This is a genomic window from Glutamicibacter sp. BSL13 (genome assembly GCF_052928425.1).
On record NZ_JAVGCZ010000052.1, the window covers coordinates 1 to 18,537 of the forward strand.

The following is an 18,537-nucleotide window of genomic DNA, read 5'->3' on the forward strand; positions in this document are numbered from 1 at the left end:
CAGTGGAGCGGTCGGGGTGCTGGCCGTCATCCGCGAACGATCAACGCAGGCAATGGCCAGTACCCTATCGTGGAACAGCGGTACCAGTTACGTGGACTTGCGGTACCCGAAACGCTGATTTAACAGTTTGGTGATCCGGGGATGAGATTCGACCCGTTTCATTTACGTACATCGTCGAAGCCAAGGTCCCGCTGACAAGATGACCGTGCCGCTTAGGTGCTGTTGCTGTTTGACGCAAAATATCCTCCACACCCGGCTGACCTTTTAATGGTCGAGGATACTTCCTCATGCGTCACGCCGAGTATTTCAAAAACGAACGTTTTAGCGCCATCATCTCGATGCCTATCCCGGTTGGCGCCGCGCTCACCGGGCAGGTCGAGGACTCGTGTACGATTCGCCGCGAGCGCGATAGATTGTGACCATGGGCGTAGAAAGCATTAAGGCGACTCTCGTTGATCCGCGCTATGTGACCGAAGAAGACCTCACTCCGGTGTACCGCGTGGATTTCTGGAATGAGAACGGCGGCAGCAGTGAGCATCGGCTCGAGAATGCAGCGTGCGTGGACGACGTGTTGGCCTGGGCGGAAGCCAATAAGGGGAGGCGGCGGGCGGTGATCTGGGTTGAATATCGCCATGAAGGTGAAACCGGAATGTGCCGACTACGCGGGCAGGAGCCAACCGGTGACGATATGCCGTTGCTGCCGAGTTCATCGCTCGTCCCATGAGCGCGAAGACCGGGCTGACGAATCCGTGAGGCTAGGGAATTTTGCCCCGAGGGTAATTGTCCAGCCAGTGTCTGGACAATTGGTTATCGCGGTGTCCGCGATGGGACTGAGTCCTTTTCAATATGAACGAATGGCTTAGCGGGGCTCCTCGGGAGTGGCCCTCCCTAAGCCTTGATCCACCGATGATGTCCGGAGGTCACCCGGCGTTTTAAACACGAAATGCCCGTCATTTCAGGGAAAATTGAACTTGCGACAGTACCAACAATCCCGAAATGCAGGACATCTCGTAGATGCAAGTTTCCCACAAACCCTCCGCCGTGTCAGTTTCCTTCGACGAACCGAACCTCGTCGCCCGCGCCGGGCTGCTGCCGGCCATGACCCTGGCCCGGCACGCTGGGCTGCACGACCTGACCGACAAGCACCTGAGCGTACCCACCGACAAAGGCGCCAACGCCGGATTGAAGGTAGCTTCACTGGTGGCCGGGATGGTCGCGGGCGCCGACTCCATCGACGACATGGCGTTGCTGCGCCACGGGGCCATGAAGAAGGTGTTCAACGCCTGCTACGCGCCTTCCACGCTGGGATCGTTCCTGCGCTCCTTCACCTTCGGACACGTGCGCCAGCTCGACGCGGTCGCCTCCCGGTTCCTGGTAAACCTGAACCGTCAGACCCCACTACTGGGCGATGCTGCCGCCGATGATCTGGTGTTTCTTGATGTGGATGACACGATCATCGAAGTCCACGGCTACCAGAAGCAAGGCTCCGGCTACGGGTATTCCGGGGTGCACGGACTCAACGTCCTGCTGGCTACTGCTTCCACCGCGGACTCGGCCCCGTTCATCGCCGCCCAACGCCTGCGCAAGGGGGCAGCGAACTCCGCCCGCGGAGCCAGGAAACTGGTCACCGAGGCGCTGAACACCCTCAAACGCTGCCAGCCCGGCGCCACGGTGCTCTGCCGTTTCGACTCGGCCTACTACGGGCACGGGCCGGTGAACGCGGCCCTGTCCGCTGGCGCCCAGGTTTCAGTGACGGTGCGGATGGACCCGGCCGTGAAACGCGCGATCGCCGCCATCCCGGATGATGCGTGGGAAACCATCCACTACACCGACGCGATCCTAGATGAGGCCACCGGTGCCCTGGTTTCCAGCGCCGAGGTCGCTGAAACCGGTTTCACGGCCTTCTGCTCACGGAAGAAAGCCGAACGGATCACCGGGCGTTTGGTGGTGCGCCGCATCCCGGAGCTGAATCCCAAGGCAACTCAGGGCCAGGCAACGCTGTTTGACCAGTATCGTTTCCACGCCTTCTTCACCACCACTGATCCCGCCGACCGGGATACCGTCGCGGCCGATAAGACTCACCGCCAGCACGCGATCATCGAACAGGTCAACGCGGATTTGAAGGACAGCGCGCTGGCCCACCTGCCTTCCGGGCAGTTCGGTGCCAACAGTGCGTGGTTGGTGGCCGCGGTGATGGCCTATAACCTCACCCGGGCCGCCGGGATCCTCGCCGGCGGTTCCTTCGTCAAGGCCCGTACGGCCACGGTGCGCCGCAAGCTCATCCATGTTCCGGCGCGCATCGCCACCAGCGCTAGGAGAATCAGGCTCCGCCTGCCGGTGGGCTGGCCGTGGCAGGCCGGATGGGAACGGCTCTTCGCTTGCGTGCACGCGCCACCGCAGGCCGTCTGAATCCGTCCATTTAGCCAACAAGCGCGAGCAAGAAACCAGTGTGGAACGAGCCCCGGCAGCGAGGCCGGCGTCCTTCCCGTGCCCAAAAACGAAACCACCTTCGACCGCCGGATTCAAGCGGCGGCCGAAGGCGCATCGGTGGATTCAGGCTAAAGCAACGGGCCGGTACTCATCGAAAGGTGAATACCGGCCCATAACTTTGTGCGTTCTTAGACTTCGTCCGAGCCGCTGGACTTGTTGCTCTTTTTGCGTGGAAAACGGCGGCTCGGAGAGGCGATTTTGTTCGGTTTGTGTCCATCCGTACTTCGGGGCAGCGGCAAAAGCTTTCCTCTCTGCGGCCTTGGCCTCCTCCAAATACTGTTCGGCTTCGATGTGGGCAGCAACTACTCGGGCAATTTCGTTCGCGGCTTGCATGCGTAAGTCGTCTTGCGTTTGAAGCTGTTCAAGAATCCGGTCTGTTGCGTGACTCATGACTCGCGCTTTCCAATAAAGTTGCGCCGTTTCAGCGGTGCCGCTCCGGTGAAGGTTTAATATTTCCAGCGTAGTGAGGTCAGGTTACCAAGCCAACGTACGTTGCACTTGCATTGGGCGAGGTGATCTACGGTTACCTTGTCGTAGGAGAGCACGTTTACCCACGGGCGCATCGTGCCATACGCGCCATCGCGCTGCTTAGGAGTGAGCTTTTGAATCTGTTCCAAGGACTGGGCCAAAGTCAGATGCCCACAGGCTTTGAGCAGGTCCCGGACCGTGAAATCCTCAGGATCATGCCCTGCACGTCATGCACCCATGCGGTACCCACCCGGGAACGGGGGCCACGGGTCATATCGACAATGTCGCGTTTGTTGGAGGTGGCCAGTGCCGGCCCGCCGGTTTTTGGGACCTGCGGGACGCAGACACAGGAGATTCTGCCCGCGCGTGGCCCCATCAACCAAATCTGCACCCACTCGTAGGAGCCGTACAAGGGCTCGTGATTGCTGACGAGTTTGGCCAGCGGCACCCGGGTGCCGGCTTTGGTCGCTCCGAGGCGTTCAGCATCCGACTGGGCTGCTGGCTCTTCCAGGACCTTGAAGTCTTTGGCGTGGCCCATCTCCTTGGCCAGGTGATCCACTCGGGAGCTGATGCCTCGGCTGCGCTTGGAACCTTATGCAAAATAGTAAGGACATTATTCTTCTTCGAAGGCCTCGGCTTTTGCGTTGTGATGACACGCAAGAGAGCCAGCGTGTTGAGTTCAGGGGGGTACCCTCTCAATCCTGAAGGGCCGGTTTGCCATTGCCGGACCGTACCGGTTAAACCGAATGGTCCCGCCGTCCAGATGGACAGCGGGACCAATTCAGATCATCACTCGCACCCTCAATGAGGTTGTTGACAACACTAATCGGGGTTTCTGTGCCCGGGCTGGGCGGGAACCCGGGGTTTGCCGGTGATCCCGCCTTGTCAGTTAGTCGGTGATGCGCATGGTGCGCGCAGAGCTGATGCCGTTGATGACCCGCGCCGAGAAGCCCTGGGCGGTGGTCAGCTGTGCGGACACGTCACCCAGCGGCACCGCGTGGGCGTCCTGGAAGAGCCCCTCCTGCAGGTCCTGGTAGATCGCGCAGCGCTTGTCCTCATCGGTTTCGGCCATCGCCTGGCCGACCTGGACGGCTCGTCCAGTAGCTGATGAGGAAAGTTTGGGGCACCGCAAACACTGCTTAAGTCGATGCGTGACTTAACCCGGAGATAGCCCGTGAGCCTGGAGTTGATCGCGGTCGGGAGCCTGAAAGGAACTACCGGTTAACGAAAGAGCTCCCGCTGGAGACCAACCGGAGCTCTTTCGATCATCACTCGCACCTTCAAGGAGGTATTTAAAACAATAAGACCGCTTTCTGTGTCCGCGCTGAGCTTCGGCTTTCAGTCTGCCGACCGAGACGCTGCGAAAATGGTGGGGTCTTAGACAAATTCTCCTGTGACGACGCGATGAAGCACTTCTGAGAGCATTCGAACCCCGGCGAGCATGTCCTTGTCCTGGGTCAGTTCCCCTTCGTTGTGGCTGATACCCTCCACGCTGGGCACGAAAAGCATGATCGTGGGTACGATATCCTTCATATTTGTGGAATCGTGGCCAGCCAAGGTGCGGACGACGCCATGCTCTAGGCCAACCGCTTGTGCAGCATTTCGCGCCAAGTTGATTCCGGATTCGTCGTACTGCTTCGACCCCCAAATATGGGAGGCTCCGCGCTCAATTGTCACGCTGGCCATCTTTTCGATCTGCCGAACTCGATCATGCAGTGCAGCATCGGCGGCCGCCAAAACTTCCGGATCGGTGGAGCGAACGTCGACCAGAAGGTTTACTTGGCTGGCAACGACCACTGGCGAATTGGGAAATACCGTGAATTCACCACACGAGGTGATGACCATGTGTTCCTCAGTTGAGTATTCCAGTGCCACCTCCCGTGCTGCGACTACAAGCGCTGACGCGCCGAGCAGGGCGTCGTGGCGGTCGGCGATGACCGTGGCGCCGGTGTGTGATTGTTCGCCGTGTACGGTGAACTCGTACTTGTTGGCTCCCCATGTGGATTCCACCAAGCCAATGGTGAGCCCACGATCCTCCAGCGAGCGCCCTTGCTCAATATGGATCTCTACGTACGCTTCGACTTGAAGCTCAAAGTCTCCAATAGTTCCGATAGCCTGCAGTGCTTCATGGACACTGACACCGGCCGGATCCGTTGTATTCAAAGCCTGTGCTGCTGACAGCTTGCCGGTGTATACCGAGCTTCCCATCATGGACGGTTTGAAGCGGCAACCTTCCTCGTTGAACCAGTTGATGACGACGATGTTGAATTTTGCTTCTTGCGCGTCGTTGTGGAGACGCTGTTGGACCTGTAATGCAGCATGGGCGCCAGCCAGTACTCCATACGCTCCGTCGAATCGGCCACCCAGTGGCTGGGAATCCAAATGTGAACCCACCGCGATCCAAGGAGCTCCAGGAGAAAGCTCCAGCAGGCAGTACTGATTTCCCACCTGATCGTAGTGAACCGTAAATCCATGACCTTCAACGAGCCCCCGGAACCAATTCCGGTTTTGCCCGTCGGCTATGGTGGCCGCTTGGCGGTCAACGCCGCCGCGCTCGGTAGCCCCATTACGACTCATAGACGCGAAATCGGCCAAGAAGTCCAAGGGCCTCGTAGCGACCGCTGCGTCTGCCAGCTCAGTAATCGTTGGGTCAGTCATTGTATTCTCCTACTCGGTCAACGCCGGTGTTCTGATGAAGCTGGGGTTGCCACCGACAAAGGTGGCATGGATCTGCAGGTCGGAGATGCTTGGGGTCTCCAAGGGGGAGCCGGAGAGCACGACGAAATCGGCGAGTTTCCCGGTGCTGAGACTGCCTCGGCTATTGTCCTGCCCGGTCGCCTTCGCTGCATTGATGGTGTAGAGCTTTAGTGCCTCCAATGCGGGAAGACATTCGTCTTCACCGCCCAGCACCTTGCCTCCATCTGTGCGCCGCGTTACCGCCGATTCCATTGCACGTCGAACGTTGTTGTCCGCGACCGGCAAGTCTGAACTTCCGGCGACCAGGACACCCTCATCCAACAGGGATTTGCCTCTGTATAGCCAACCTTCGCGACGTTCTCCAACACGCTCCGCGAACTGGTCCCCCAGGGGGCCGATGAAGGACGCTTGTGGGGTGACCGCGATTCCATGTTGCGCGACAGCCGTCACCTGGTCGGGACGGGCAATGCCGAAATGCTCAATTCGATTGGGGAGCCGATTGCTGCCATAACGCTGCTGTAGGTTCGCGATGATGTCAATGGCCAAATCGATTGCTGCGTCGCCGATGGCGTGGACCGCCACTGGCCAACCTGAGCGATAGGCGGCCGCTACGCGCTCGCGGAAGAACTGTGGGTCATCAAGGAGATATCCCGTGTTGTGTCCGTGACCACAGTAGTCTTCGGTGACCGCTGCCGTGGCACCTAACAAGGATCCGTCGAGGAATACCTTGACGGGTCCCAGGGATAGATCTTCATCACCAAAACCCGCCCCTATTCCGAGGGAAAGCCCGGCCCCTTCTCCGGTACCGTGCGCGTCCTCGGCATGGGAAGACTGCACGTTCAAGGCAGCGAGCGCCGGCATCAGCTGGGCTCTGGAGTGGAGACGTCCTGTCTCTAGTGCGCGCTGGTATGCCGTAATCTCCACAGGCGAATGGGCGATCCAACCACCGCCCACACCCGCCTCGGTGAAAGAGGTGATGCCTTCGGCCGCGTATCGCCGGGTAGCGGCATCCAATGCCTCGACGATCTGCTCAGTCGAGTAGGGCAGCAAGAGGTTTTGGATTAGCTCCTGAGCGGCTTCTTCAATGAGGCCGGTAGGCTTCCCGGAAGCATCACGGACAATCCTTCCGCCGAGAGGATCAGGAAAACCGGGATCCAACGCACCGGCCAGTTTCAGGGTCGCACTGTTGGTGATTGCGGCATGTCCCGAGACGTGACGCAGGTAGAGGGGACGTTCCCCGGTTATTTCATCTAGGCGTTCAATGTCAGGGTAAAGCCCCGCATGGTCCTTTTGGTTGAATCCGGTTCCGTTCAACCAAGCATGCGGTTGTCCTGCCAACTTGGCAGCTTCGCTTTCCAGTAATTCGTAGAGATTCTCCAGCCCCCGTACCCCGGACAGATCCACAGCCGAGAGCCCCAGCCCCCACCAGGTGGTGTGGCAGTGTGCATCGATGAATCCTGGCGTGATGACTTCGGATTCGAAGACTTCGGTTCGCCGTGCGTGACATCCTTCCAGCTCCTCGTCAAAGCCAACGACCCGTCCGCCCAGCACTCCCATTCGCGTCGCTGTGGGTCGGGCATCGTCCAAAGTGAGAATCTGTCGGGCTTCGACGATCAAATCCAGTTGCATCAGTTTTGATCCTCACCATGCGCGGAGGTGCCCGGTCCCATTGTTTGGGGATCGGTTTTCAGATGAAGCACAGCTGGCAGCCCACTGGTCAAGGCGCGCTCCAATGCTCCCTCGAACTGTTCGGTCGTTTCTACCATTTCACCGTGGCCACCGAAGGAGGCGATCCATTGCCCAAAGTTGGGGTTGGTCATGGAGGTGCCAGAGGGGCGTCCGGGGTAGTGCTGGCGCTGGTGCGCCACGATGGTGCCGTAGATGCCATTGTCCACGACCAGAACCAGAGGGGTGCCGCCGTGGGCGAAGCTGACGGCCAATTCCTGGGCGTTCATAAAGAAGTCCCCGTCGCCGCAAACCGCTACTACCTGGCGATGTGGGTAGATCAAACTGGCGGCGACAGCGGCAGGCACTGAAAGCCCCATGGCTCCGTTGCGCGGACCAACGAGAGAACCCGGTCCGTGATGTGAGAGGTAGCGATGACCCCACAAGGTTGCGTTGCCGGCGCCGTAGGTGGCAATCCGGTCCTTTGGCAGACGTCGTTGCAAGATTTCGAAGGCAACCCCTAGATCCACTCCGCTTCCACCGTCCGGGATGGGAGTGGAGAAGCGTAGCTGGGCCGCACGTACTGTTTCTGCCCAGGAACTATCGCGTGAAACGCCTTGGGTTGCCCGCAAGGCCGCGGTCAAGAAGACCAGGGGCGTTACTGGCAGGTGGGCATCCAGACGCCCGGCATGTGGATAGAGATCAGGATCCGGGTTCACCACGGCTGTGGGGGTATCCAGCGCAACCGTGTACCCCTCCGAGAGCACGTCCGATCGCTCGCACCCCAGAAAAACCAGCAAGTCAGAATCCTTCATGGCTCGCAGAGTGTTGTCCCCCCGGCCATAACCTAACCAACCGCCGTAGGCAGGTGAAACGTGATCGATGGCGTCGTAGGCCCGCCAGTCGGTGACTACTGGAATGTTCGTCTGTTCGGCGAATTCAGCAAGTACGGCACTGGATTGGGCGTTCCAGTGATCGCCACCGGCGATTAGCAAGGGCCGTTCGGCTTCGATTAGCAGTCGGCAGAGCTGTGCAACCTGCTCATCGTGGGGTTTGACGATCGCTTCGGGCAGCGGGGCGGGAACCTGTGCCGGGCTTTGGCGGACCAACACGTCCTCGGGCAACCCAATGACCACCGGTCCTGGGCGACCCGCGCTGGCTAGCCGAAGCGCGCGCGAGACCAACTGGCCTGCCTGCTGCTCGTCGTCAAGTGTAAATACGGCTTTGGCCGTGGTTCCGAACCAGCCTTCGAGGCTGAATTCCTGGAATGCCCCTCGGCGTCGGTCGGTCTGTGGGATGAGCCCTACGAAGAGCACCATGGCGGTGGCATCCTGCCAGGCAGTGTGCACCGCGATCATGGCGTTGGCGGCACCCGGTCCACGGGTGACCATGCAGATTCCTGGGACGTCGGTAAGTCGGCCTTCAGCCAATGCCATGAAACCGGCGCCGCCCTCATGGCGGGTAACAACGGTTTCAATCTCTGAATCGTGTAGGCCGTCCAAGACATCCAGATAACTTTCGCCAGGAACTGCATAGACCCGGCGCACCCCATGGGATTGGAGAGTTTTGACGATGAGGTGACCGGCCGAGTGGGTGTTCGGAGGTCTGGACTCGGATTCGACCGCAATGCGGGAGCCGCTTTCAGCAGGAGGTGCTGCGTCGGGAACCTGGGTGGACAATGGCATGGTTTTCTTTTCCTCTTTCATTTCCCTTGGCCGAGGGCCCGCGGCCCCGGGGCAGGATTCGCCTGCCCCGGGGCGGCCACGGACCCAAGGTTTATGGGATCTAGTGCTTGAAACCAGGCAGGGGGACGCTCATTCGTGGAGCCAGAACGCCCGCCAGCGCGGTGAATAGTGACAACGCGGTCAGCAACAGCGCGGCCGGCCACCAATGATTGCTGGCAGCCGCTACGGTGCCAGTTGCCACGAGCGGGACGAAACCGGCGAGCATGCCCGCCGCATTCTGCGCGAAGCCAACGCCGGTGTACCGGGTTTTGGCGGGGAACAACCCGGTAAGCACGGTTCCCGATGCGGCGTACGGGAATGACAGGGTTGCCACAGCCACGGTCATGCCAAGTACCACCATGACACTGCTGCCGCTTTCAACCATCAAGAAGGCCGGCCACGCCACGGCGGCAGACACCAGCCCGCCCACGATGATGACTTTGGAAGCTCCGAAGCGTTCGCCGAGTCGCCCGCCAACGATCAGAACCGGAATCTCAACAGCGGCAGCCACGATACTTCCCAGCAACATGAGAGAGGAAGAGTAACCGAGCACATTGACTCCGTACCAGACCATGAACGCGGTAACTAGATAGAACCCGCCGACGCCGAGCAGGCTGGCGGCCATGCCGACGATGATGTGTTTCCAAGATTCCACCAGTGTGGTGCGGATTGGTGCCTTGGCAGTTTCACCCTGTTCCATCAGCTCCGTGAACACTGGTGATTCATCTAGGCGTGAACGAATGTACAGGGCGACGACTAGCATGGGGATCGCGGCGAGGAACGGAACGCGCCAACCCCAGGAGTCGAAGTTCTCTTGCGAGAAGATGACCGTGATTAGAAAGAAACCACCAGAGGACAGGATCGTACCGATCGGGGAGCCAATCTGCGGAAGAGCGGCATACCGGGCGCGACGATGAAGCGGGGCATTTTCCACCACAATGGTCATGGCACCAGACCATTCACCACCGACAAACAGGCCCTGGGCGACGCGCAGCAGCACGAGCAGGATCGGAGCCGCAATACCGATTGCGGCGTAGGTCGGAAGTAAGCCGATGAGACCAGTGATGATGCCAATGCCCACGATGGTAATCATTAGGACCTTGCGTCGACCGATCTTGTCGCCCATGGCACCAAAGATCATTCCGCCGATCGGGCGAGCAACCAGGCCGACGCCGAAAGTTGCAAAAGTCGCCATCGCGGCAGCGGTGGCGTTTTCATTGTGGAAGTACTGGACATTGAACACCAGTGCCGCGGCCGCGCTGAATAGGAAAAAAGTCATACCATTCCATGGCGGTGCCGATCAGCGCACCTACGGCGACCTTGGAGGCCTCCTTGTCGGTGATTTGACGTGTGGCTCCGGACTCGAGCGTGTCCTTCGGCATGGTGAAGTCGCTATCTGTTGGGGTAGCAGTCGGCGTGTTGCCGGTGTGCCCGTTGGTTGTGGTCATAGCTCCATGGTGTCAATCATTAGCTGTGAGGCGCCACACAGATCACAGCGAGTTACTCCGGGAAGAATGTGCAAAAGCACATAATATGTACGTATAGGGGGAGCTGGAGGAGGACAAGACGTGCATTTTGAAGCCAGGGATGGTGAGCAGCGTTGGGTCGAGTTACTGCAGGCGCTGAACGTTGAGGTACTCACTGACCGATTCATTGACCGCTTGATGCGCATTGATCCCTATCGAGACGGACCGCTGACGTTGAGCGAAATCCGCCGTACCGGTCAGGCCTCATTTCAAGCCTTGATTTTCGCTATGAAGCTCGACGCGGATGACCCTGAGTACTTGCGACAGCGGGATGCAATCGCCATGGATGTAGGAGTTTCACGGGCACGTGCCGGGGTGCCGATTGAAGCTCTTATGACAGCTATCAGGTTGGATTTCAAGATCATTTGGGACGAAATTACTGCCTTGTCCACGGCTGCGGACGCTCCACTGATCGTGGCCCACACGCAACGTGTCTGGGAAGTGGTAGATGGCTATGCCGGGCAAACGCAACAGGCCTACGTGGCTGAAATGGCGAGGATGCAAGCCGAGGAAACGAGCTTACGTCAAGGTTATTTGGCCCAGCTGTTCGGGGAGCGCAACCTTTCTACCCAGGCCTTGGAGCAGGTGGCTCATGACCTTGAGCAGCCGTTGGATGCCGGGTACCTTGTCGTAGCAGCGTTGCAGGAGCAGGTGGCCGAAGTGCGGGTTGCCTTGGCCAATGAGCGTGTCGGTAACTCAGTTCTGCGCCACCCGTGGGGTGACGCACTCGTGGTGTTCTTTGCCGAGGATCCTCGACCTGGCTCGGAATCATCGCGGATTCGAGTAGCTTTAGAACGCCTCCGTTGTGGAATGATCGCGCAGCCAGTACCCCTCGGGGCGGTGCGTAGTGCAGCGGACACCGCGTTGGAACTGGCCAAATTACTGGAACCCGGGGAGCAGGGCGCCATGACCTGGGTACGTGGTTGGGCACGTATGGCACGAAGGCAATTGAACCAGGCTGGCGCCCCGGGAATAGCTGATGTAGAGCAAGCACTTCAGGCGTGTGGTGAGACGGAACGTCGTCGTCTTGTTGAATCCGTGGGTGTTTATTTGACGACGGGCAGCGTCGGGCAGGCGGCCGCTCAACTGTATTGCCACCGCAACACGTTGATGAACCGTCTTAAGCGTTTCGAGACAATCACGGGAGTAAACCCCACAGTTCCAACGGAAGCCGCCCGACTGGTGGTGGGCTGGTCCTAGGTGCTGATGCGCTTCCCTGCGAAAGCCTGAAGATTGGCAGGGATTTCGGTGCACCGACCTGCGGGCCACAGGGATCTGTCGTACGTTGCAGGTGAGAATCCATGGCCGAGAGTGTCAGAAGCGGCGGGAGGAGAAATAGATGTCGTCATCGAAAAGAACGCGGTTGTTCCTCCGTGCTGCGGGTGCAGCGCTGCTTGGATCCAGCCTGCTCGCCGGGTGTGCGGCCCAGGTCCCGGTGGATCCCAAGGGCACGCTACAGGATGTTCGCCACGACACGTTGCGGGTGGGGATCTCGCCCAACCGCGAATTCGTGGATGTGCGCGACGGCCAGTACACCGGGGACGAAGTGGAGCTGGTCAAGGACTTCGCCAAGGGCCTGGACGCCGAGGTGCAGTGGACGCTCGGCGGGGAGGAGCACCTGGTCAAGCAGCTGAAGGAAGGAAAGCTTGACGTGGTGGCCGGCGGGATCACCGCCAAGACCCCGTGGAGCAAGGAAGTTGGGATCACCCGGCCCTACCGCACCGTGACGGAGGAGGACGGCAAGCAGGCCCAACTGGTTCTGCTGGTGCCGCCCGGGGAGAACGCCTTTCTGGGGGAGCTTGAGTACTTTCTGGACCAAACCCAGGAGATGCCATGAACCTGAAAGCCGGAACCGGCCTGCCCAAACAGCAGCGCGACATGTTGCGTCGGGCAGCGAAACTTGAATGGATCAGCGTCGGCTATGCCGCCTGCACCATTACCCTGGTGGCCTTGGTGGTGGGCAATTCCCAGGCCATGCGCACGGCATGGGTGGAGGACATGCTCTCCGTGCTGCCGCAGCTGGCCTTCCTGGTGGCCCTGTTCTACACCCGCAGAACCCGGTGCCCCACCCACCCCTATGGTTACCACCGGGCCATGAGCGCCGGACATCTGGTGGCCGGGGTGGCGCTGCTGGTGGTGGGCGGCGTGCTGGCCTACGAATCGGTCTCCGCACTGATTGCCCAGGAATACCCGACCATCGGCACCATGAACGTCTTCGGGCACACGATCTGGCAGGGGTGGATCATGATCGCGGTGATGACCGTGATCGCCGCCCCGGCCGTGATTCTAGGGCGGCTGAAGGTGAAGGTCGCCAAGCCACTGAACAACAAGCTGCTCTACGCCGACTCCTACATGGCCAAGGCGGATTGGCAGACCAATGCCGCCTCCATCGTGGGCGTCGCAGGCATCGCCATCGGCCTGTGGTGGCTGGACAGCGTGGCCGCCGCGGTGATCTCCGCGGGCATCCTCAAGGATGGCTGGACCAGCACGAAGGCCGCGGTGGTTGACCTGCTGGACCGCCGGGCCACCAGCGTGGAGGGCGAGGACCCGCACCCGCTGATCCCGGAGTTTGAGAGCCGCCTGAAGTCCATGGGATGGGTGGACCAGGTCGGGGTTCGCGTACGCGAACTGGGCGCGGTCCTGCATGCGGAGGCCTTCGTGGTGCCGCATTCGCCGATGGTGGGTGTGGAGGAGATGGACGCCGCCCGCAAGGCGCTGGAGGAGCTGGACTGGAAGGCGTATGACATCGTCATCATTCCGGTACCGGAACTGCCGGATTGCTTCGTGGAGCCCACCACGGCATAACGCGGGTCTGGGGCCGGTGGAACCGGCATCGCTTAACCAGAAAGCTCCCGCGGGCCGTAACCCTGCGGGAGCTTTCCAGATCATCACTCGCACCTTCAATGAGGTGTTTTCAACATTAGTGGCCGTTTTTGTGTCGCAGCTGAGCGCAGGCTTCGGGCTCACCGGGGATTACCGGGCCGCCACGCTCGCCCAACCGGCCTGGTCGGCCTCATCCCGCCAGCGCTCGCCGACTCCTCCCGTGGTCGGAGAAGGGGGTGCGCTTTTTCCCCCTCACGCCCGAGGTACCCGCCGGGCTAGGCTTCATAGGCTAAAAGCATGATGAAAAAGAAGTACCTCGCCTTCACCGCCCTCGCCATTCCCGCCTCCCTGCTGCTCGCTGGGTGCAGCGTCGGGGATTTGAGCGGCGAAACCTATGACGAGGCTGAATCGAAGAGCGCGGCCACCTCCGAGGATGGCGTGAAGTCCGGGTTGCTGGCCGATTGGGTCCCGGCCGGTGGCAGGGACGTGAAGCTGGAGCAGCGCACCACCGGGGCCGAGCGCATCTTCGTCATGGACTATGACGGGCCGCTGCCTAGGCAGGAGTGCCTGAGTCTTTCCACCGTGGGGGAACCGAACGAGTCCGACCTGGCAAAGGCCTATGCCACGGACCGGCGCACCAGGGATCTGCAGGTCTCCGAGGTCGCCACCGTGCGCACCCTGGACGCGGACTGGTGGCCCAAGGATGCCGAAAAGCAGACCACGGACTTGTGCGGCCGCTGGTGGGTGCACGAGTCCCAAGGCAAGCTTTATGGGTTCGCCCCCGACCAGCAGCAGATCGCCGACAGCGTGCTGCGCGAACTCAGCACGAACGACCGGGATTCATAGACCGTCACGGCCCCTCCAGTTTTCTTGCTGGCGCCCGCGGATCTTTCTAGAGGTCCAGCAGTGCGGTGCGCACCGACTGCTCGAACTGTCCCACGTGCAGTCCGGCCAGGCGGGCCGCTTCGGCTTCATCCCCGTCAATGATGGCCTGCAGCAGCCCCAGGTGCTCCTTCACGTGGGTGCTCACCCGTGGCAGCCTGTCGATGACCGTGCACCAGATCCGGGTGGCCAGGTTGCTGTGGCGGATCAGCACGTCCTCCAGGTAGGGGTTGCCCGAGGCGCGGTAGATGTTGCGGTGCACGGCCGCGTCGAAGGTCAGCAGATCGGTGGTCGAGGCGTTGGCGGCATCGAAGCGCTCGATCTGCCGGGAGGTCTCCAGCAGGGCGGCGCGGGTGGATTCGGAGGCGGTGCGGGCCGCGCGGGCCGCGGCCATCGGCTCGAGCTGCTGGCGGATCTCCGAAACATAGGCCAGGTCGCTGACCTCCACCCGGGTGGCGAAGGTGCCGCGCTTGGGGAAGGTGATGACCAGCTTGTCCACCTCCAGGCGCTTGAGCGCCTCACGCACCGGGGTACGCCCGATGCCCAGTTCACGCATCAGCTCCTCATCGTGGATCGGGTCCCCGGGCTGGATCTGCAGGGTCACCAGCATCTGCAGGATCCGCTCATAGGCCTCCTCGGCTTTGGAGGCACCTCGTGGGTGCAGTTGTGCCGTGACTGCCTGCGCCATTTTCCCTCTTTCGCGTTCGTTGCCAATTAACCCTTGACCCCTGAACTTTGTGTGATCTAGGCTACAGGACATCCTAGTATATAAGTTGGATACAAATCCCGTATTTCATCGGAGCGAAACGATGTCCCTGATCGATTTGCCTGCTTCCCACCCCGCCGCCCATGCCGCCAGGACGGAGGAAACCTCCCACGACTTCGTGTTCACGGCCAGCTGTCGGGACCGGGTGGGAATCATCCACGCGGTCAGCCAGTTCCTTGCCGTGCGCGGACTGAACATCCGCGAGCACCAGCAGTTTGACGACACCGTCAACGCCAAGGTGCACCTGCGCACCGCGTTCCACAGCGATACCCCGCTGCGCGCCGCACAGCTGCGCGAGCAGTTCCAGCCCGTCGCCGAGCGCTTCAACATGGGCTTCCAGATCCGCGACTCCAAACCCACCCGCACCCTGCTGATGGTCTCCAAGTCCGGGCACTGCCTGAACGACCTGATCTTCCGCTGGCGCACCGGCACCCTGAACGCCCAGATCCCGCTGGTGGTCTCCAACCATGAGGACCTGCGCCCCATGGCCGAGGCCGCCGGGATCCCCTACCTGCACCTGCCGGTGAACGCCGGCAACCGCGCCGCGGCCGAGGCCCGACTGCTGGAGCTGATCCAGGAGCACCGCATCGAGCTGGTGGTGCTGGCCCGGTACATGCAGATCTTCTCCGATGAGCTCGCCGCCGGGCTGCAGGGCCGGGTGATCAACATCCATCATTCGTTCCTGCCCGGGTTCAAGGGGGCCCGGCCCTACCACCAGGCCCACGCCCGCGGAGTGAAGCTGATCGGCGCCACCGCCCACTACGTCACCGCCGACCTGGATGAGGGGCCAATCATCGAGCAGGAGGTGATCCGGGTGGATCACTCCCATGATCCCCGCGCGCTGGCCCAGGCCGGGCAGGGCGCCGAATGCCAGGCGCTTTCGCGCGCCGTGCAGTGGCACTGCGAACACCGGGTGCTGCTGGAGGGCTCGGGCACCATCGTCTTCCGCTAGCCCGCATCCCCCGCACACCCCAGACTTGAGCCCAGCAGTAGGAGAAAGACCATGTTACCCACCTCACGCGTCATCATCATCGGCGCCGGCATCGTCGGCGCGAACCTGGCCGACGAACTCATCCAGCGCGGCTGGAAGGACATCACCGTCATCGAACAGGGGCCACTGGAACTGCCCGGCGGTTCCACCTCCCACGCCCCGGGGCTGGTGTTCCAGACCAACCCGTCCAAGACCATGACCGAATTCGCCAGCTACACGGTGCAGAAGCTGACCGATTTGGAGGCCTTCAACCCGGTGGGCGGCCTGGAGGTCGCCACCACCGAAACCCGCTGGCGGGACCTGCACCGCAAGCACGGCTGGGCCACCTCCTGGGGGGTGGAGGCCCAGCTGCTGGATGCCGGGCAATGCAAGCGGCGCTACCCGCTGCTGGATGAACAGGTCGTCTACGGCGGGCTCTACGTCCCCTCCGACGGGCTGGCCCTGGCCGGGGTGGCGGTGGAGAAGCTGATCGAACGCACCCGCGCCGCCGGGGTTGTCTACCGGGACCGCACCGAGGTCACCGGTGTGGGGCAGCAGGAGAACCGGGTCACCGGGGTGTGGGTGGGCGAGGAGTTCCTGGCCGCGGACATCGTGGTGTGCTGCGCGGGCTTCTGGGGCGCGAAGGTCGGGGCCATGGTGGGGATGCGGGTGCCGCTGCTGCCGCTGGCCCACCAGTACGTGAAGACCACCAGCGTCAAGGGCCTGCGGGGGCGCAACAGCGAACCGAACGGCGCCAGCCTGCCCATCCTGCGCTACCAGGATCAGGACCTGTACTTCCGCGAGCACGGGGACCGCTACGGGATCGGCTCCTACGCGCACCGCCCGATGCCCGCGCTGATCGAGGACCTGCCCCGGATGGACCCGCAGGACCACACCCCGGAGAACATGCCCTCCAGCCTGCAGTTCACCGTCGAGGACTTCCTGCCGGCCTGGCAGGCCTCCAAGACGCTGCTGCCGGAGCTGGCCGAGGCGGAGATCGCCAGCGGCTTCAACGGGATCTTCTCCTTCACCCCCGACGGCGGCTCACTGGTCGGCCAGTGCCCGCAGGTGGAGGGCTTCTACCTGGCCGAGGCCGTGTGGGTCACCCATTCGGCCGGGATCGCCAAGGCGGTGGCCGAGCTGTTGAGCACCGGGCGCAGCGGCACCGACCTGTCCGACTGCGACGTCAACCGCTTCGAGGAGGTCGAACTGGCGCCCAGCTTCGTTCGGCAGACCGCCCAGCAGAACTTCGTGGAAATCTACGATGTGCGCCACCCCCTGGAGCCCCGGCTGGGCGCCCGCAACCTGCGGGTCAGCCCGTTCCACGCCCGGCAGCGGGAACTGGGCGCCCACTTCATGGAAGGCGGCGGGTGGGAACGCCCCTACTGGTACGAGTCCAACGCCCGCCACCTCGATGAGCTGCCCTGGGACTGGCGCCCGCCGATCCGGGACACCTGGTCCGCGCTGCACCATTCCCCGCTGGCGGCGGTGGAGGCGTACAAGACCCGCACCGCGGTGGCCATGTACGACATGACCCCACTCAAGCGCCTGGAGGTTTCCGGGCCCGGGGCGCTGGCCCTGCTGCAGCGGCTGAGCACCGGGAACATGGCCAAGAGCGTCGGGGCGGTGACCTACACACTGCTGCTGGATGAGGCCGGCGGGATCCGCAGCGACATCACCGTCGCCCGGTTGGGACAGCACACCTTCCAGGTGGGGATCAACGGGAACATCGACACCGCCTACTTTCAGGTGGAGGCCCGCCGGCAGAACGAGGCCCTGGTGCCCGGCGGCTGGGTGCAGGTGCGGGACATCACCGGCGGCACCTGCTGCATCGGGTTGTGGGGTCCGTTGGCCCGGGAGGTCATCGAGCTGGTCAGCGACGATGACTTCTCCAATGAGGGGCTGCGCTACTTCCGGGCCCGCGCCGCCCACCTGGGCGGGGTGCCGGTCACCGCGCTGCGCCTGTCCTATGTGGGGGAGCTGGGCTGGGAGATCTACACCAGCGCGGAGAACGGCCAGCGCCTGTGGGACGTGCTGTGGCAGGCCGGGCAGCGGCACGGCATCATCGCCGCCGGGCGGGCCGCGTTCGCCTCCCTGCGCCTGGAAAAGGGCTACCGCTCCTGGGGTGTGGACATGAGCACCGAGCACAACCCGTTTGAGGCCGGGCTCGGATTCGCGGTCAGCGCCAAGAAGGAGCAGGACTTCGTGGGCAAGGCCGCGGTGCAGCGGCTGCGCGAGGCACCGCCCACCCGCAGCCTGCGCTGCCTGCTGATCGAGAACGCCGGGGATGTGGTGCTGGGCAAGGAGCCGGTGTTCCATCAGGGGCGCGCGGTCGGCTACGTCACCAGTGCCGGGTTCGCGCACACCGTGGGACGGCCCATCGCGCTGGCCTGGCTGCCGGCCGAGCTCACGTTCGGGCAGCAGGTGCAGGTGGAGTACTTCGGCCGGCGGATCAACGCCACGATCACCCAGGACCCCGTCTACGACCCGCAGATGAAGCGGCTGCGCGGCCTGGAGCCGCAGGCT

The 18,537-nt window shown here is 62.2% G+C and carries 15 protein-coding genes and 1 pseudogene; 8 read left to right on the top strand and 8 right to left on the bottom strand.

All coding sequences use genetic code 11. From position 1 onward, the window contains the following. Positions 1–421 precede the first annotated feature (421 nt). Positions 422–724 carry a hypothetical protein gene (locus RCJ92_RS10145; RefSeq protein ID WP_396277556.1) on the top strand — a complete coding sequence of 101 codons (303 nt, stop codon included), beginning with the start codon at positions 422–424 and terminating at the stop codon, positions 722–724. A gap of 290 nt (positions 725–1,014) precedes the next feature. Continuing rightward, the gene (locus RCJ92_RS10150) at positions 1,015–2,409 is read left to right on the top strand and encodes an IS1380 family transposase (protein WP_396277482.1); all 1,395 of its coding nucleotides are present in this window, start codon (positions 1,015–1,017) and stop codon (positions 2,407–2,409) included. 144 nt (positions 2,410–2,553) lie between these two features. Here RCJ92_RS10150 and RCJ92_RS10155 read toward each other — a convergent pair whose 3' ends face one another. From RCJ92_RS10155 to RCJ92_RS10185, 7 genes and pseudogenes are all read right to left on the bottom strand, one after another. Beyond that, a complete protein-coding gene (locus tag RCJ92_RS10155; protein WP_446754489.1) occupies positions 2,554–2,880 on the bottom strand; it encodes a hypothetical protein in 327 nt (108 codons plus the stop codon). A gap of 241 nt (positions 2,881–3,121) precedes the next feature. Then, entirely contained in the window at positions 3,122–3,517 is a 396-nt protein-coding gene (locus RCJ92_RS10160) for a hypothetical protein (protein WP_446754490.1), read from the bottom strand. Between the two features lie 330 nt (positions 3,518–3,847). Beyond that, the gene (locus RCJ92_RS10165) at positions 3,848–4,030 is read right to left on the bottom strand and encodes a hypothetical protein (protein WP_360029175.1); all 183 of its coding nucleotides are present in this window, start codon (positions 4,028–4,030) and stop codon (positions 3,848–3,850) included. Positions 4,031–4,335: 305 nt separating this feature from the next. Continuing rightward, positions 4,336–5,616: a M20 family metallo-hydrolase gene (locus tag RCJ92_RS10170; RefSeq protein WP_360029176.1), complete on the bottom strand. Its 1,281-nt coding sequence runs from the start codon at positions 5,614–5,616 to the stop codon at positions 4,336–4,338. A 9-nt stretch (positions 5,617–5,625) separates the two neighbouring features. Further along, positions 5,626–7,284 (bottom strand): amidohydrolase, encoded by a 1,659-nt coding sequence (locus tag RCJ92_RS10175; protein WP_396277553.1) that lies wholly within the window; start codon positions 7,282–7,284, stop codon positions 5,626–5,628. Then, a complete protein-coding gene (locus tag RCJ92_RS10180) occupies positions 7,284–9,026 on the bottom strand; it encodes a thiamine pyrophosphate-binding protein (protein WP_396277552.1) in 1,743 nt (580 codons plus the stop codon). The genes RCJ92_RS10175 and RCJ92_RS10180 overlap by 1 nt, the downstream gene beginning before the upstream one ends. Before the next feature lie 79 nt (positions 9,027–9,105). Then, positions 9,106–10,426: pseudogene (locus RCJ92_RS10185) on the bottom strand (MFS transporter). A gap of 186 nt (positions 10,427–10,612) precedes the next feature. On the opposite strand from RCJ92_RS10185, the gene RCJ92_RS10190 reads away from it, so the two are divergent. The 4 genes from RCJ92_RS10190 to RCJ92_RS10205 all read left to right on the top strand — a co-directional run bounded on the left by RCJ92_RS10190 (position 10,613) and on the right by RCJ92_RS10205 (position 14,239). Continuing rightward, positions 10,613–11,770 carry a helix-turn-helix domain-containing protein gene (locus tag RCJ92_RS10190; protein WP_396277551.1) on the top strand — a complete coding sequence of 386 codons (1,158 nt, stop codon included), beginning with the start codon at positions 10,613–10,615 and terminating at the stop codon, positions 11,768–11,770. A 139-nt stretch (positions 11,771–11,909) separates the two neighbouring features. Next, positions 11,910–12,407: a transporter substrate-binding domain-containing protein gene (locus RCJ92_RS10195; protein ID WP_396277550.1), complete on the top strand. Its 498-nt coding sequence runs from the start codon at positions 11,910–11,912 to the stop codon at positions 12,405–12,407. After that, complete coding sequence (locus RCJ92_RS10200) at positions 12,404–13,375, top strand: cation diffusion facilitator family transporter (protein WP_346921215.1); 972 nt, start codon at positions 12,404–12,406, stop codon at positions 13,373–13,375. The genes RCJ92_RS10195 and RCJ92_RS10200 overlap by 4 nt, the downstream gene beginning before the upstream one ends. Before the next feature lie 315 nt (positions 13,376–13,690). Then, positions 13,691–14,239 carry a hypothetical protein gene (locus RCJ92_RS10205; RefSeq protein ID WP_396277549.1) on the top strand — a complete coding sequence of 183 codons (549 nt, stop codon included), beginning with the start codon at positions 13,691–13,693 and terminating at the stop codon, positions 14,237–14,239. Positions 14,240–14,285: 46 nt separating this feature from the next. Here RCJ92_RS10205 and RCJ92_RS10210 read toward each other — a convergent pair whose 3' ends face one another. Continuing rightward, the gene (locus tag RCJ92_RS10210) at positions 14,286–14,963 is read right to left on the bottom strand and encodes a GntR family transcriptional regulator (RefSeq protein ID WP_396277548.1); all 678 of its coding nucleotides are present in this window, start codon (positions 14,961–14,963) and stop codon (positions 14,286–14,288) included. Between the two features lie 121 nt (positions 14,964–15,084). Between RCJ92_RS10210 and purU the strand changes: the two genes are divergently transcribed. Together purU and RCJ92_RS10220 are read left to right on the top strand one after the other, a co-directional pair. Next, the gene (gene purU / locus RCJ92_RS10215; protein WP_421014493.1) at positions 15,085–15,993 is read left to right on the top strand and encodes a formyltetrahydrofolate deformylase; all 909 of its coding nucleotides are present in this window, start codon (positions 15,085–15,087) and stop codon (positions 15,991–15,993) included. A 51-nt stretch (positions 15,994–16,044) separates the two neighbouring features. Beyond that, on the top strand, positions 16,045–18,537 hold a 2,493-nt coding region (locus RCJ92_RS10220), incomplete at its 3' end, for a GcvT family protein (protein WP_446754491.1).